A 14,493-nucleotide genomic window follows, 5' to 3' on the forward strand; every position below is an offset into this window, starting at 1 on the left:
AACAACCCGCTTTGCGGGGGTTTTACGCCGGATTGCCCGTTTCGTGGTCAATTGATGCGCTGCAAAAACGGATCGGTTCCGGTGTACCGAACTGGATCGATCGTCCCGCGCGCTGCCTTTTCGGCCGGCGCGCGGGGATCGACCGGCGGCGTCTCAATAGGTCGCGGAGAGGTATTCGACGATCTTGCCGACGTCGGCTTCGTCGATCGGCGCACCGTAGACCTTGATCATCTTGGTCACCTCGGCCTGCCAAAAATCCTTCTTGAACTTCTCGCCCTGCGGTTGGGTCTTGATGTAGTCGGCCGAGTGGCAGGCGGTGCAGTTGTTTTGCACCACCTCGAGGTTGGGACCCGGCTTGAAGGCCGCGGTTTCCTCGGGGACCGTGTAGTTCACGGGCGCGGCGATGGCAGCGCCGATCGACAGCGCGGCGATCGCGGCGAGGGATGGAAGCAGCTTGCTGGTCATGATGCTTCTCCTCACGCTGCGGTGACGCGCACGGTTTCGACGACGTTGCGCAGATAGCCGGCCGGATTCCACAACGGATCCATCGGCTGGGTGTCGCCGGCATTGTTGGTGGCGCGCACCTTCAGCTCTGCGGGACCGGCCGCGAGCTTCACCGGCAACTTCCATTCGCGGAAGGCGTATTTGCCGAGGTCCTTGCCGAGCTTGGCCGGCGTCCAGCTCTTGCCGCCGTCGGTCGAGACCATCACCTCCTTGATGCCTTTACCGCCGTCGAAGGCAATGCCGCGCAGCATGGTGCGGCCGGCCTTCAGCTTGGCGCCGTCGGCAACGCTGGTGATGAACGAGCGCACCGTGAAGCGATTGATCGGGATCGTCGCCTTCGGTGCGGTGCCGGGCTCGACCGCATTGTTCGGCGTATCCGGTATCCGGTAGGCGGACTTCATCCAGAAGCCCTCGAACACGTTGTCGATCACGGTGATCTCGTTGAGGTGCTTCACCCAATAGGTGCCGTAATAGCCGGGCACCACGAGGCGGAGCGGGAAGCCGTTGAGGAAGGGCAGGTCCTCGCCGTTCATGCCCCAGGCCAGCATCACCTCGCCGTCGCGTGCGTGGTCGATGTCGAGTGCCTTGACGAAATCCGGCGTCTTGTCGCTGACCGGACCATCCATGCCGTTGAAGGTGAGCTGCTTGGCTCCGGCCTGCACGCCGGCCATGTCGAGCACGGTCTTCAGCGGCACGCCGTGCCAGCGCGCGCAGCCCATCGCGCCGTTGCCGAGCTGGCCGCCGGCGACGCGCGGACTGAAGAAGCCGCGGCTGTTGCCGGAGCACTGGTTGACGGCAACGATATCGGTCGCCTTCAGCTTCCTGATGTCCTTCAGCGACAGCTTCAGCGGCTTGTCGACCTTGCCCTTGATCTCCAGCGTGAACTTGTCCGGATCGAGATTGTAGGGGAGGTCGGCGAGGTGATAGCGCACGAAGAACGCATTGTTCGGCGTGATCGGGCCGTCGTTGAAGACCGCAAACGGCGTTTCCAGCTGCGGCGGGCGGGCGGTCAGGCCGATCATCGGGCGCTTTTGCGGGTAGCGCACCAGCGGCCGCTCGCCATTGCCAAAGGGTAGCGTCACGGTGTCGAGGGCGAGTGCGCCCCTTGATCCCAGCCCCGTCACCAAAGCCGCCAATCCGGCGCGCTTCATCAAGTCTCGTCGATCGAGCATTCCGCTTCCTCCGAAGCTGTTCTGTCGTGAGCCGGTCATCACCAGGCCCAGATTGCCTTGCGCGCCTTCGCATCGCGGAATGCGCGCTGTCCAAATGTCGCACCGGGGAACGGCAAGTCAATTGAGCTTTCGCAGCGTTGCGTCGCAACAACGAAAAGCCCCGGTCGCGTCGACGACCGGGGCGTTTCCATCCAAGTAGAACGTTCGATCAGTAGCAGACGTTCACGGTGCGATAGCGATAGCCGTAGGGCGTCAGCACCAGGCGGGTGGCGTAGCAGCCGGAGTCGACGAAGCCGACGGCAACGCCCGGGCCACCCCAGAAGTGATGGTGATGCGGATGCCAGAAGAACGGCTTGGCGGAAGCTGCGGTCGGCGCCAGCGCGGCGGCACCGAGGGTTGCGGCAGTGGCGAGAGCGAGCGTGACTTTGCGAAGCATGGTCTTCTCCTTCGGGTGCGCGTTGAGCTCTGTCGCGGCGCGGTTGCAGTGTTACCCATCGCCAATCAGTCGCATCCGGCACCGGGCACGTTCGAGCATCTCTGCTGAACGCACCGTCGGATGTGCGGCAGGTCACATTGGGCTGAAGCGGAGATGAACCGGTCAGGCCGCGACGGCACGCCGGTCGTCGACCAGCGTCGACAGGAGCTGCGTCTTTTCGACCGTGCGCACGGTCATCGGCTCGTTGCGGCCGCGGATCGCGACCTCCTGCGCCGGCAGGGCATCGTCGGCCAGCCCGGCGGTGACGCGCACCTCGTCCGAGATGATTGCCTCGCAGGCCAGCGCCTTGGTCATGTCCTGCAGCCGTGCCGCGACGTTGACGGCATCGCCGAGCGCCGTGAACACCATGTGGTCGCGATAGCCGATATCGCCGACGATCACCTCGCCGCCATGGATGCCGATGCCGAAGCGGATCGGCTCGCGCAGATCGTGGCTCAGGAACTGGTTCAGCTCGTCGATATGGGTTGCGATCAGCGCCGCCGCGCGCAACGCCTGGCGGCAGGCCACCTGCCGGTCGGTGGCAAGCCCGAACAGCGCCAGCATGCCGTCGCCGATGAACTGGTTGGGCCGGCCACCTGCCTCCAGCACCGCCTGCGATACCGCGCCGAGGAAGCGGTTGACGATGAACACGGTGTCGAACGGCAGCCGCTTCTCGGCGAGCTGCGTCGAGCCGCGCATGTCGACGAACATGCTGACCAGATAGCGCTCCTGGCCGACCCGTGCCGGATTGGCGGCGTGTGCGTTGGCCGACGTCGTGCTCGGCAGGAACAGCTGGAAGAAATTCAGGTCGGTGGTGGGCCGCAACTGGCAGGCCAGCCGGATCGACGGATCGTCATTGCCGACCCGGTGCAGCACGAAGGCTTCGCGCGGCGAGGGCTCGGGCAATCCGGCGTGGTCGCCGATGATGCGGATGCGGCAGGTCGAGCAGCGCGCGCGGCCGCCGCAGACGCTCGCATGCGGCACGTTGTAGCGCAGGCTTGCTTCCAGCACGCTCAATCCCTTCGGTACCCGCAGCGTGCGGCCGTTGCCGTAGGACAGCGCGATCATGCCGCCGCTGCGCTCCAGCAGGGCCCGCGCGCCGCGCGCCAGCAGCACGAGGCCGAGCAGGCCGAGATAGCCGATGGTCAGCCCGTCGGTGATCTTCTCGAGCATGGTCCCCTGCGCCGCGGTTCCGAGCTTCTGCACCGACAGCTCCTCGCGCCGCCAGTCGGCATCTTGATAATCCGCGATCGTGGCGCGGCCGCCCTGGTAGATGCCGAGCATCGCCAGAGTCGGGATCAGCACCGCTCCGGCGAGCAGGAACGGCGCGGCGCGCTTGAAGAACGGACGCAGCCGCAGCCAGAAATACAGGCCGATGCAGCCATGCACCCAGGCGATCACCAGCACCGCCAGCATCTGCCACAGCCGGTTCGGCGAGGCGATGAAGAAGGTGTACAGCTCCTGGGGGTAGAGCTTCTCGTGCCCGTACAGGGTCTGGCCGAGCCGTACGCCGACGACGTGGGCGACGATCAGCATCGGGATGCTGAGGCCGAGCGTGAGTTGCAGCGGCTCGATCGCCTTCCAGTGGAACTCGCGGCGCTGATAGAGTGCCCAGATGCCGAGCCCGGTATGCACCAGGCAGGCGCTGTAGAACACGATCGCGACCGGCAGGAACTGCCAGAACTCGGTGTGGTAGTAGACCCCGATCGCCAGCGCCTGCGTCGAGATATTGCCGAGCGCGTGGTTGAGGAAATGGCTGGTCAGGTAGGCGAACATGATCGCCCCCGTGACGATGCGGACCTGCCGCAGGCCGATACCGCGGGCCATGTCCTGCAAGTGCTCGCGCGAGGGGGAGGCCATGTGATTCATGATCGGCAAGTCTAGTGGTTAATTCCCGCGCTGAACACCACCGCGGGTCCGGGCCAGCCGTGAGAGCGGGCCGCGCGGCACGTTGACACTCCGTTAAGAGTCGAACAAAAAGCGCGCCGTGACGATAGCCCAAGCCGAACCTGGAGCCGATAACAACAGCGTTAAGCCGGCCCGTTCGCGCGCGCCGGACTGGCGGGGCGTCATCGCCGTGATCGTTGCCATGACCGCGATGCGGTTGGTCTACGCCCATGCGCTCGATCTGCGCACCGACGAGGCCTATTACTGGACCTGGTCGAAGGAAAACGTGCTGTCGTTCCTCGACCATCCCCCGATGGTCGCCTGGTTCATCCGCTTCGGCACCGCGATCCTCGGCGACACCAATCTCGGCGTCCGCCTCGGCGGCATCGTCGCGATGCTGGCCACCCAGCTCCTGCTCGCCGACATCGTCCGCCGCGTGACGGCCAACAACGTCCGCGCCGTGATGCTGGCGCTGCTGCTACCGGAGGCGGCGCTGTATTACGGCCTCTTGATGGCCAAGGTCGCGCCGGATACGGCGCTGATCCCGTTTTCGGTGGCGATGCTGTGGTCGCTGGTGCGGCTTGCGCAAAGTGGTGACGGACGCTGGTGGCTCGCGGCGGGGCTGTTTGCCGGGCTGGCGCTGCTGTCGAAATTCACCGCGATCATGTTCGCGCCGGCGGTGCTCGCCTTTGCGCTGGTGCCGGACTGGCGCTGGCGCTGGCTGCGCAGCCCGTATCCGTATCTTGCCGCGCTGATCGCGATCGTCGTGTTCGCGCCGGTGCTGATCTGGAATGCCGAGCACGACTGGGCCTCGTTCCGCTTCCAGGCGGTGCGCGCCACCGCCGAGCGCGCCTTCACGCTGCGCACCGTCGGCGAATTCGTCGGCATGCAGTTCGGCCTGGTCGGCTTCGTGCTGCTGCCGGTGACGCTGTTCGGCACCGCGCTGACAGCATGGCGCGGCTATCGCAAGCGCGAGCCGGTTGCGATCCTGCTGGCGACCGCGGTCTTGGTGCCGTTCATCTACTTCCTCTGGAAGTCCTTGACGCTGCGGGTCGGCGACACCTGGCCGATGTTTTTGTGGCCAGCCGGATTTGCGGCGGTCGCGATCAACGTCACGCGGATGCCGTTCGAGGACTGGTCGGTCGGGCTCGTCAAATCGACGGTGTATTGGGCGCGGACCGCGATCACATCAGGCATCGTGTTCGTCGTCTGCGTCTTCCTCTATTACATGTTTGCGCCGTGGAATCTGATCGGCCGCACCGATCCGATCGGCACCGAGGCAGGCTACGATGTGGTGGCCGCGCGCACGCTGGCGCAGGTTGAGGCGACCGGCGCGACCTGGGTCGCGACCACGGATTACCGCACCTATGCGATGCTGCGCTGGTTGCTGCGCGGGAAGGTGACGGTCATCGAAATCAACGAGCGCGGCCGCTTCCAGGGCTTTGCCGATCCCGGCATGAGCAAGATCCGCGATCACGCCGGCATTTATGTCGGGCGCGAGCCCGAGAACAATCTGCCGCTGTGGAGCGAGACATCAGCGGTGCGCCAGCCGCTGGAGCGCGTGACGCGCAGCTGGCGCGGCATGGTGATGGACACCTATGCGCTGGAGAAGATCAGCGGCTGGACCCCCGATCTGTCGCCGCCGCCGGACACCACCTTCTTCCGCTGGCGGGTGCTGGCCTCCTCCTTCTCCCCGCTTGCGGGGACGAGACGATCAGAGCTCGCTCTGCGAAGGTCGGGATGAGGGGGAGTCTCCACGGGGACGGCGAGAATTGGTCTCGCGGAGACTCCCCCTCACCCGGAATTTGCGCTTCGCGAAAATTCCGGCCTCTCCCCGCAAGCGGGGCGAGGCAAGCACCTCATTCCTCTTCCTCGCGCTTGCGGATCAGGTCTTTCGCGAGATCCGTCAGCGCCGGGCGCGGCAGGGCGTTGAAGGGAAGCGGGCGGGTGACGTCGATCGCGGCGAGGCCAAGCCGGGCGGTCAACAGGCCGTTGAGCATGCCTTCGCCAAGGCGTTGTGACAGTTTTGCCGCGATGCCGTGACCGAGCATCTGCTGGATCAGGCTGTCGCTGGCGGCCATGCCGCCGGTGATGGCGAGATGCGCGACGACGTGGCGCAGCAGGCGGATCATGCCGAGCGCGCCGGGCCGGCCGCCATAGAGCCGCGCCAGCTGCCGGATCATCCGCAAGCTCGCCACGAACACGAACAGCACGTCGAACAGCGCGCGCGGGCTGACCGCGGTGACGACCGAGACGCGCTGCGCGGCGGTCGATACGAGCCGTCGCGCTTCCTCATCGAGCGGTGTCATCAGCTCGCGCTCGGCGAGGCGGATCATGTCGGCGCCGTCGATGATGTCGTCGGTGTGGCTCTGCAGCTCGCTGCGGGCGCGAGCGAGCTGCGGGGTCTGGTGCGCGAGCTTGAGCAGGTCGGCAACGATCGCGCGGCTCGCGGCCCGGTCGTCGCTGATCAGCACCTCGGCGGCGCGCAGATGCAGCTTCTCGATCGTCGCAAGCCTTGCCAGGCCGACGAGCTCGCGCGTGGTCACGACGGCGAGCGCAACCGCGGCGATGACGGCGAGTCCCAGCCCGAGGACGCCGAGGCCTTCATTGCGTGCGAACAGGTCCTCGACCAGGTTGATCACGCCAAGTCCGGTGCCGAGCACCACGAGGCCCGCGACCGCGCTCCAGAACAGTGTGCCCCAGCGGAAGCCGCGGCGCGCCGGCACCAGCGGCGTATCGACCGGGACCGGGAGCTGCGCGGGCTCGGCCTCGGGCACGATCTGGATCGTGCCGCGGGTGAGGCGGCTGCCGTCGTCCGGATCCATCACGACCACGCCGGGATCGTCGAGCTTGAACGTCGCCGGCCGCCGCGGGGGCGTCTTCTCGTTCATTGCAGTCTGTCTCCGATCAGGAACTGGAGAGCGCGGTCAAGGCGGATGTGAGGCAGCGCCGGCTCTGCATCGCCGTTTCGTTCCAGCTTTGGCGGACGGAAGCGCAGGAAGCGGTAGTCCGCGGCCTCGGTGTCCGAGCTTGAGAGACCGCGGAAGCCGCCGTCGAACAGGTCCTCCGGATTGTCGGGCAGGTCGCCCGGAAAGGTCGCAACCTCGGTCTCGCCGTCGAGCCGCTCGCCATTGGCGACCTCGCCCGGCGCCGGCATGCCGAGGATCGACGGCAGCCGGTCGCGCCCGCGCTGGACCTGCGCCTCGCGCGTGGCGCGCACCGCGGCGAGCGCGACGACGTCGATATCGGCGCCGGCATATTCGGCGCGCTCGGCGGCCTTGGCCACGATCCGCCGCAGCACGGCCTCCAGCCGGTCGTGGCTCTGGTGGTGCAGATGGTCAGCCTTGGTTGCCGCGAACAGGATGCGGTCGATGCGCGGCCGGAACAGCGCGCTCAGGATGGTGCTGCGGCCGATCCGGAAGCAGTCGAGAATGCCGGCGAGTGCGGCCTCGAGATCGTGCAGCGCCTCGGGGCCGGCATTGAATGCGGCGAGCGCATCGGCCAGCACGATCTGGCGGTCGAGCCGCGCGAAATGGTCGCGGAAGAACGGCCGCACCACGACGTCCTTGTAGGCCTCGAAGCGCCGCCGCATCATCGCCCACAGCGAGCCGTCGGGCGCGCTGCCGCCTGCGGGCACGTCGAGCGGTGCAAAGGTCAGTGCCGGCGTGTCGGCGAGATTGCCGGGCATCAGGAAGCGGCCGGGCGGCAACAGGCTCATCGCGAAGCGCTCGTCGCGGCAGGCGCGCAGATAGTCGGTGAACAGGCGTGCTTCGGTGAGCGCGGCCTGCTCGTCCTCTCTGGCTTCGGGCTTCAGCGTCGCGAGATGGGCGTGCCAGGGTGCCGCGAGTTTTGCGCGCAGCGGCTCGCGCGACAGCGCAAGGCTCTCCGCCGACCATTGCTCGTAGCCCTTGTTGAGCAGCGGCAGATCGAGCAGCCACTCGCCGGGATAGTCGACGATATCGAGGGTCAGCGTGCGGTCCGCGCCATTTTGCCGCTGATACTCGATCACGAGACGGAGCTCGGAGATGTCGGTGGTCGAGTTCGGCCAGCGCCGCTCCTCGACCAATGTCCGGACATGGTTCTCATAGGCGAAGCGCGGCACCGCATCGTCGGGCTGCGGGGCGAGATAGGCGCGCGCGATCCGCCCCGAGGCATAGGCCTCGAACACCGGGAAGCGGCCGCCGCGGGTCAAACCGTGCACCAGCGCGGTGATGAACACGGTCTTGCCGGCGCGCGACAGGCCGGTGACGCCGAGCCGCACCGTCGGGTTGAAGAACCCCTCGCCGTAGTCGAGCAGCGCCCGCGCCGAGAGACGGGCTTCCTCGACGATATCAGTGAAGCTGGGGGGCATGGAGGGTTAACGAAAACCCGGCAGGAGGGACCAAAAGGGGCGGGCGATCACCCGCAAGGTGGCGATTATCGGGCCAAAATCAAGCTTCACATTTCCGGCGCCTTTGCAGGCGAGGGGTTGTCGGGGGGCAGGGGAATTGAACACGTCAGACCACCCGCGCTACCCATCGTCCATCGGCCCACGGGAAAGCCTGCATGACGGTCTTCCGCCTGAAGCAACTTGCCTCGACCTCGATCCACGCGGCCGGCGCCGCGCTGTGGAACTACGACCGTGCCGAGCTGATCGCCGACGGCGTCGTCCATCTCGTCGGCGTCGCTTTCGGGCTGGTTGCCGCCACCGCGCTGATCGTGCTGACCGCAGTCTATGCCGGCCCGTTCGACATCGCCGTGGTGTCGGTCTATGTCGCCGGCCTGCTTGCAATGCTGGTGCTGTCGGCGACCTATAATCTCTGGCCGGTGTCGCGCGCCAAATGGGTGCTGCGGCGCTTCGACCATTCCGCGATCTATCTGCTGATCGCCGCGACTTACACGCCGTTCATCGTGGAACTGAAGGACAGCACCTTCGCGATCGCGCTGCTGGTCGGGGTGTGGTGCGTGGCGATCGTCGGGATCTGGCTGAAGTTGCGCTATCCCGGCCGCTTCGACCGGCTCTCGATCGGGCTTTATCTCGCGATGGGCTGGAGCGGCATCATGCTCTACGACCGCGTCGTGAAGGCGCTGCCGGCGATGGCGCTCGGCTTCGTGCTGGCCGGCGGCATCCTCTACAGCCTGGGCGTGATCTTCCACTCCTGGCGGCGGCTGCGTTTCCAGAACGCGATCTGGCACTGCTTCGTGCTGCTCGGGGCCGCCTGCCACTACACGGCGGTGTTTGACGTGGTGTTGGCAAGCTGAAGTTCTCGCCATCTGCGGCGAATGGGCTATCATGTTTCGCGATAGGCGCATTCAGCCCTCACACCGTCACCCTGAGGAGCCGCGCAGCGGCGTCTCGAAGGGTCGACGGCCACCAGCCGGGCCGTTCATCCTTCGAGACGCGCGTCGCGCTCCTCAGGATGACGGAAGGCGCAGGGCAGCATGGGCAAGGCAACAACGTACGAGCAAAGATATCGGGAGGATGGCCATGCAGGTGGCAGGTAAGGTTGTGGTGGTCACCGGCGGTGGCAATGGCATCGGCAAAGCGCTGTGCGAGGCGTTCCACGCCGCGGGCGCATCGAAGGTCGTGGTCGTCGACCTCGATCATGGCGCGGCCGAGAAGGTCGCGGCCACGGTCGGTGGTGCCGCCTTCAAATGCGACGTCGGGCAGGAGAAGAACATCCTGCATGTGATCGACGAGACCGAGCGCATGTTCGGCCCGATCGCGCTGTTCTGCTCCAATGCCGGCATCGGCGGCGGCTTCGATCCGCTGTCGGTGAACGCCGGCGGCACCTCGGACGAGCCGTGGTCGCGGAGCTGGGCGATCCATGTGATGGCGCATGTCTATGCCGCGCGGCATCTGGTGCCGCGCATGAAGGCGCGCGGCGGCGGCTATTTCCTCAACACGATCTCGGCCGCGGGCCTCTTGTCGCAGGTCGGCAGCCCGGCCTACTCGACCACCAAGCACGCCGCGGTCGGCTTTGCGGAAAACCTCGCGATCTCGCACCGCGCCGACAACATCAAGGTCTCGATCCTCTGCCCGCAGGGCGTCGACACCAACATGCTGCGCTCGATCCCGAAGGGCCCGCAATCCGGCGACGGCGATCTTTCCGCCGAGCAGGTCGCGCAGGATGCGCTCAAGGGCATCGAGCAGGAGACCTTCCTGATCCTGCCGCACCCGCAGGTGCTCGGCTACATGCGCAAGAAGACCGAGAATTACGATCGCTGGATTGGCGGCATGGCCAAGATCCAGGCCAAGATGCGGGAAGCGCACGGTAAGTGAGACCTGTAGCCCGGATGCAGCGAAGCGTAATCCGGGTCGAACGTGCGCGCGTGAATCCCGGATTTTGCTGCGCTTCATCCGGGCTACGATATCGGCCTCGCAACTGAGGCGCCTCACTCCTTTGCGATCTGCGCGATCTTGTCGCGCAGATAGGCATCCATCAAATCGGGCGCCGAGGCGCCGAACATCCTGATGCGGCCGGTGTGCAATAGCAGCAGGAGGCCGGTCGCATGCGCGAAGCAGTCCACCATCACCGTGTTCGCCTTCGACCTGGAGGCGCCGAGCGCCTCTGCGGCTTCGGCGATCGGATGCAGCGCCGCCTCCAGCGCGGCGTTCAGCGCGTGATCGCGGTCATGGCCGAGCCCGGCCGGCTTCATGCCGCCGCGGAACAAATAGAAGCCGAGATCGAGGTCGCGCGGGTTGTCCGCGTAATAGCGGAAGAAGCCCATGCCTGCGGCGTGCAGCTTCTGCTTGGCGCCGCGCGTCGTCGCGACTGCCGCACTGACGGCTTCGCCGAGCGATGCCAGCGATTGCCGCAGCACCTCGGCGTAGATCGCCTCCTTGGAATCGAAATGGAAGTACAGCGCCGCCGGCGTGTAGCCGGCCCGCGTCGCGATCGCCCGCAGGCTCGCGCCCTCGAGGCCTTCCTCCGCGAACACGCTGCGCGCCGCGTCGAGGATCAGCTCCCGCTTGTGGCGGCTGACCGCTTCCTTCCTGCTCTCGCGCATCTGCATGGCCCGGCAAATCCGTTCTTGACTCAATTCTAACAGCGTTAGATAATTTAACAGTGTTAGAATAAATGAGCAAGGGTGAAGCGCCATGCTGATGACGGCTGCGGACTACCGTGAATCCCTGCGCCGCTACAAGCCGCGTGTGTTCATCAACGGCGCGGCGGTTGCGAGCGTCGCGGACGAGCCGTTGCTGGCGCCCGGCGTGGCGGGCGTCGGCGTAACCTATGATTTCGCGCTGCAGCCCGAGCATGTGCCGATCATGACGGCGCGGCAGGGTACCTCGGGCAAGACCGTCAACCGCATGCTCCACATCAATCGGAGCTCGCAGGACCTGCTCGACAAGCTTGAGGCGGTGCGGCTGGTGTGCAGGACGTCGGGCTGCGCGCAGCGCTACCTGACCCATGATGCGCTGAATGGTCTCTTTCAGGCGACCAGGCTGGCCGACGATCGCCACGGCACCGATTACAGCCAGCGCTTCCTCAACTATCTGCACGAGGTGCAGGACCAGGATCTGACGCTCGGCATCGCCATGACCGATGCGAAGGGCGACCGCTCGAAGCGTCCCGGCCTGCAGGCCAATGCGGACGTCTACGTCCATATCAAGGAGCGCCGGCCCGACGGCATCGTGATCCGCGGCACCAAGGCGATCGTGACCGGCGCGCCTTACATGCACGAATTCCTTGTCATGCCGTGCCGCACCCATGTGCCTGCCGACAAGGATTTTGCCGTCTGTTGCGCCGTGCCGGTCGATGCGCCCGGCGTCACCATCGTCGCGCGTCCGGCCGGCCGGCCCGGCGATGCCGCGGCGAAATTCTCGGCGAAGTACGGCCAGTCGGTCGGCGTCGTGATGTTCGACGACGTGTTCGTGCCGCATGATCGCGTGTTCCTTGCCGGCGAGACCGAGGAGGGCGGTTTCCTCACCACCTCCTACGCGACGCATCACCGACATTCCTGCATCGGCGCCCGTGCCGGCTTCGGCGATCTCTTGATCGGCGCCGGCGCGCTGATGATCGAGGCCAACGGGCTCGATGCCGAGAAGCATGCGCATATCCGCGAGGCGATGGTCGAGCTGATCACCATCACCGAGAGTTTCTATGCCTGCGGCGTCGCCTCCTCGGTCTACTGCACGAAGGATCCGGCGGGCTCGGTGATGCCGGATGCGGTGTTCTCCAACATCGGCAAGCTGCTGCTGGCGACCAAGATCTACGACATGCACCGCGTCGCGCACTACGTCTCCGGCGGGCTGATCGTCGCGCTGCCGGGTCCCGACGAGGATCACAATCCGGAAACGCGCGCCTCGCTTGCCGCGGTCATGGGCGGACGTCCCGATATTCCGGCCGAGCAGCGCGCCGAGGTGGCGCGGCTGATCGAGGACCTCACGGTCTCGCACGAAGCCGGCTGGTATTCGGTGATCTCGTTGCACGGCGGCGGCTCGCCGGAGGCGATGAAGCGCGAGATCTGGCGCAACTATCCGGTGATGGAGAAGGCCGAGCTGGTCGAGAATCTGCTCGGCCGCGACCTCGTCGACCAGGGACAACGGGTGTCGAAGCAGCCCGGACGCTGCTGCGCCTCCGGCTGCGAGGCGCCGACGCCGTCAGCGGCGCCCATGCTCGGCGATCCAATGCCCTCGTAATAAGGTTGCGAATATATGTCCAGCCGTCATTGCGAGGAGCGGCAGCGACGAAGCAATCCATATCTCCACTTGCCGAAAGATGGATTGCTTCGCTTCGCTCGCAATGACGTGGCGAGATTGCCGCTCAGCTCTTCTGCGCGTAGAGCAGCGGCACCGCGGAATCGACCATCACCTCGATCAGGCTGGTGCCTTGATGCGACAGCGCGCGCTGGTAGGCGCCCGGAAGCTCGGCTGATTTCGTCACCCGCACGGCGTCGCAGCCCAGGCCTTCGGCGAGCTTGACGAAATCGATGCCGGGCAGATCGAGGCCCGGCACGTTGCGCACCTGCATCACCTGGCTGAACGAGCGCATCGCGCCGTAGCCGGAATTGTTCAGCACGACGACCGTCAGCGGCAGCTTGCGCTGCGCTGATGTCCACAGCGCCTGGATCGAATACATCGCCGAGCCGTCGCCGATCAGGCAGACCGTGCGTCCCTGGCGTCGACCGAGCGCCATGCCGACTGCGGCCGGCAGGCTGTAGCCGAGGCCGCCGCTTGCCATGGTGTAGAAGCTGTCCTGGCCGTGCATCGGCATCGCCTTCTGCATCAGCGGACGGTGCGACGGTATTTCCTCGACCAGCGCATCATGCGGCCCCATCGCGGCCGAGAGCGCATGCAGCGCATATTCGGCGGGGATCGGGTCGCCGGCCGCGGGAGCCGGCGGCAGGATGCGGCCGGCCGGCGCGGTGCGCCTGGTCTCGGGCAGCATCTCGAGCAGCGCCGTCAGCGCGGGCTTCATGGTCGCGACGATGCTGTGGCCCGTCGGCGTCATCGCGGCGGCGTCCGGATCGTCGGTGATCTGGAAGATCGTGGTCGAACCGTCGAAGATCGCGGCATGGCCCTCGACATGGAAGGTGAAGACCGGCGCGCCGATCACGACGACGAGATCGTGCTCGCGCAGCGCATCGGAGAGCTGGCCCGGCGCGGCATGCAGGAAGCCGGCGAACTGCGGATGCCGTTCGGGGAACGAGCAGCGCGCCGAGAACGGGCTGGCCCAGACCGCGGCTTTCGATTTCTCGGCGACGTCAACCATGAGATCAACCGCCTCGGCACGATCGACGGCCGGGCCGACGACGAGGGCAGGGCGCTTGGCCTCGCCGAGCGCGGCCGCCAGCGCCTGCATCGCCGACAGATCGGGGCCGATCTCGCGGCTGACCTGGCGCGCGTCGAGCGGCTGGGTCGCATGCGCCCAGTCGTCGATCGGCACCGAGACGAAGGTCGGCCCGCAGGGCGGCTGCATCGCGACATAATAGGCGCGCGCGATCGAGGCGGGCACGTCTTCGGCGCGCGCCGGCTCGACCGCGAATTTCACGTAAGGCCGCGGGAATTCCGAGGCCCGCTCGGCATAGAGGAAGGCCTGCAGCGGCATGATCGAGCGCGCCTGCTGGCCCGCGGTGATCACCAGCGGGGTCTGGTTGCGATAGGCGTTGTAGATGTTGCCGAGTGCGTTGCCGACGCCGGCCGCCGAATGCAGATTGACGAAACCGGCATTGCGCGTCGCCAGCGCATAGCCGTCGGCCATGCCGACGACGGAAGCCTCCTGCAGGCCGAGCACGTAGTCGATGTCGTCGGGCCAGTCGCTCAGGAACGGCAGCTCGGTCGAGCCGGGATTGCCGAACACCTTCTTGATGCCCCACGCGCGCAGCAGGCCGAAGGTGGCGTCCTTGACGGTGACGGTCGTGCCTTTGCTGGCGGCGGGTTTGCGCGAGGACATCGGGCGGCTCCCATTTCTGTCTTGTTACGTTCCGTCATTGCGGGCGGCAAAAGCGGAAAGGCAATCCACCTGTCGA

At 66.5% G+C, this 14,493-nt stretch carries 12 protein-coding genes; 4 read left to right on the forward strand and 8 right to left on the reverse strand.

What is annotated here, in order from left to right; all coding sequences use genetic code 11:
• Positions 1-153 precede the first annotated feature (153 nt).
• The 4 genes from J2R78_RS25465 to J2R78_RS25480 form a co-directional block, all read right to left on the reverse strand.
• Positions 154-465, reverse strand: coding sequence for a cytochrome c (locus J2R78_RS25465; RefSeq protein WP_050386875.1), 312 nt, complete (start codon positions 463-465; stop codon positions 154-156).
• A gap of 11 nt (positions 466-476) precedes the next feature.
• Positions 477-1,676, reverse strand: coding sequence for a molybdopterin-dependent oxidoreductase (locus tag J2R78_RS25470; protein WP_253607270.1), 1,200 nt, complete (start codon positions 1,674-1,676; stop codon positions 477-479).
• Positions 1,677-1,884: 208 nt separating this feature from the next.
• Positions 1,885-2,112 (reverse strand): hypothetical protein, encoded by a 228-nt coding sequence (locus J2R78_RS25475; RefSeq protein ID WP_253607271.1) that lies wholly within the window; start codon positions 2,110-2,112, stop codon positions 1,885-1,887.
• A 162-nt stretch (positions 2,113-2,274) separates the two neighbouring features.
• Positions 2,275-4,020, reverse strand: a complete 1,746-nt coding sequence (locus J2R78_RS25480) for an adenylate/guanylate cyclase domain-containing protein (RefSeq protein WP_375167059.1) — start codon at positions 4,018-4,020, stop codon at positions 2,275-2,277.
• A 220-nt stretch (positions 4,021-4,240) separates the two neighbouring features.
• On the opposite strand from J2R78_RS25480, the gene J2R78_RS25485 reads away from it, so the two are divergent.
• Positions 4,241-5,782: a glycosyltransferase family 39 protein gene (locus J2R78_RS25485; RefSeq protein WP_253609911.1), complete on the forward strand. Its 1,542-nt coding sequence runs from the start codon at positions 4,241-4,243 to the stop codon at positions 5,780-5,782.
• 115 nt (positions 5,783-5,897) lie between these two features.
• Here the strand turns inward: J2R78_RS25485 and J2R78_RS25490 are convergent, their stop codons facing one another.
• The gene (locus J2R78_RS25490; protein ID WP_253607272.1) at positions 5,898-6,929 is read right to left on the reverse strand and encodes a YcjF family protein; all 1,032 of its coding nucleotides are present in this window, start codon (positions 6,927-6,929) and stop codon (positions 5,898-5,900) included.
• Complete coding sequence (locus J2R78_RS25495; RefSeq protein ID WP_253607273.1) at positions 6,926-8,389, reverse strand: YcjX family protein; 1,464 nt, start codon at positions 8,387-8,389, stop codon at positions 6,926-6,928. The genes J2R78_RS25490 and J2R78_RS25495 overlap by 4 nt, the downstream gene beginning before the upstream one ends.
• Before the next feature lie 194 nt (positions 8,390-8,583).
• Here J2R78_RS25495 and J2R78_RS25500 point away from each other — a divergent pair, with 194 nt between their 5' ends.
• Both J2R78_RS25500 and J2R78_RS25505 read left to right on the forward strand, forming a co-directional pair.
• Positions 8,584-9,279: a hemolysin III family protein gene (locus J2R78_RS25500; protein ID WP_057019273.1), complete on the forward strand. Its 696-nt coding sequence runs from the start codon at positions 8,584-8,586 to the stop codon at positions 9,277-9,279.
• A 226-nt stretch (positions 9,280-9,505) separates the two neighbouring features.
• Entirely contained in the window at positions 9,506-10,300 is a 795-nt protein-coding gene (locus J2R78_RS25505; RefSeq protein WP_092081736.1) for an SDR family oxidoreductase, read from the forward strand.
• A gap of 113 nt (positions 10,301-10,413) precedes the next feature.
• Here J2R78_RS25505 and J2R78_RS25510 read toward each other — a convergent pair whose 3' ends face one another.
• Positions 10,414-11,028, reverse strand: coding sequence for a TetR/AcrR family transcriptional regulator (locus J2R78_RS25510; RefSeq protein WP_253607274.1), 615 nt, complete (start codon positions 11,026-11,028; stop codon positions 10,414-10,416).
• Positions 11,029-11,119: 91 nt separating this feature from the next.
• Between J2R78_RS25510 and J2R78_RS25515 the strand changes: the two genes are divergently transcribed.
• Positions 11,120-12,664, forward strand: coding sequence for a 4-hydroxyphenylacetate 3-hydroxylase family protein (locus J2R78_RS25515; RefSeq protein WP_253607275.1), 1,545 nt, complete (start codon positions 11,120-11,122; stop codon positions 12,662-12,664).
• Between the two features lie 124 nt (positions 12,665-12,788).
• On the opposite strand, the gene mdlC is transcribed toward J2R78_RS25515, so the two are convergent.
• Positions 12,789-14,417 (reverse strand): benzoylformate decarboxylase, encoded by a 1,629-nt coding sequence (mdlC, locus tag J2R78_RS25520; RefSeq protein WP_253607276.1) that lies wholly within the window; start codon positions 14,415-14,417, stop codon positions 12,789-12,791.
• Positions 14,418-14,493: the final 76 nt, after the last annotated feature.

Source organism: Bradyrhizobium sp. USDA 4538, from assembly GCF_024171045.1.
Taxonomy (GTDB): domain Bacteria; phylum Pseudomonadota; class Alphaproteobacteria; order Rhizobiales; family Xanthobacteraceae; genus Bradyrhizobium; species Bradyrhizobium australafricanum.

Bases quoted from the DNA above. Each gene is read 5' to 3' on its own strand.
- J2R78_RS25465 (WP_050386875.1), bottom strand. From the start codon at position 465: ATGACCAGCAAGCTGCTTCCATCCCTCGCCGCGATCGCCGCGCTGTCG.
- J2R78_RS25475 (WP_253607271.1), bottom strand. From the start codon at position 2,112: ATGCTTCGCAAAGTCACGCTCGCTCTCGCCACTGCCGCAACCCTCGGT.
- J2R78_RS25480 (WP_375167059.1), bottom strand. From the start codon at position 4,020: ATGAATCACATGGCCTCCCCCTCGCGCGAGCACTTGCAGGACATGGCC.
- J2R78_RS25510 (WP_253607274.1), bottom strand. From the start codon at position 11,028: ATGCGCGAGAGCAGGAAGGAAGCGGTCAGCCGCCACAAGCGGGAGCTG.
- J2R78_RS25515 (WP_253607275.1), top strand. From the start codon at position 11,120: ATGCTGATGACGGCTGCGGACTACCGTGAATCCCTGCGCCGCTACAAG.
- J2R78_RS25485 (WP_253609911.1), top strand. From the start codon at position 4,241: ATGACCGCGATGCGGTTGGTCTACGCCCATGCGCTCGATCTGCGCACC.
- J2R78_RS25470 (WP_253607270.1), bottom strand. From the start codon at position 1,676: ATGCTCGATCGACGAGACTTGATGAAGCGCGCCGGATTGGCGGCTTTG.
- J2R78_RS25490 (WP_253607272.1), bottom strand. From the start codon at position 6,929: ATGAACGAGAAGACGCCCCCGCGGCGGCCGGCGACGTTCAAGCTCGAC.
- J2R78_RS25495 (WP_253607273.1), bottom strand. From the start codon at position 8,389: ATGCCCCCCAGCTTCACTGATATCGTCGAGGAAGCCCGTCTCTCGGCG.
- J2R78_RS25505 (WP_092081736.1), top strand. From the start codon at position 9,506: ATGCAGGTGGCAGGTAAGGTTGTGGTGGTCACCGGCGGTGGCAATGGC.
- mdlC (WP_253607276.1), bottom strand. From the start codon at position 14,417: ATGTCCTCGCGCAAACCCGCCGCCAGCAAAGGCACGACCGTCACCGTC.
- J2R78_RS25500 (WP_057019273.1), top strand. From the start codon at position 8,584: ATGACGGTCTTCCGCCTGAAGCAACTTGCCTCGACCTCGATCCACGCG.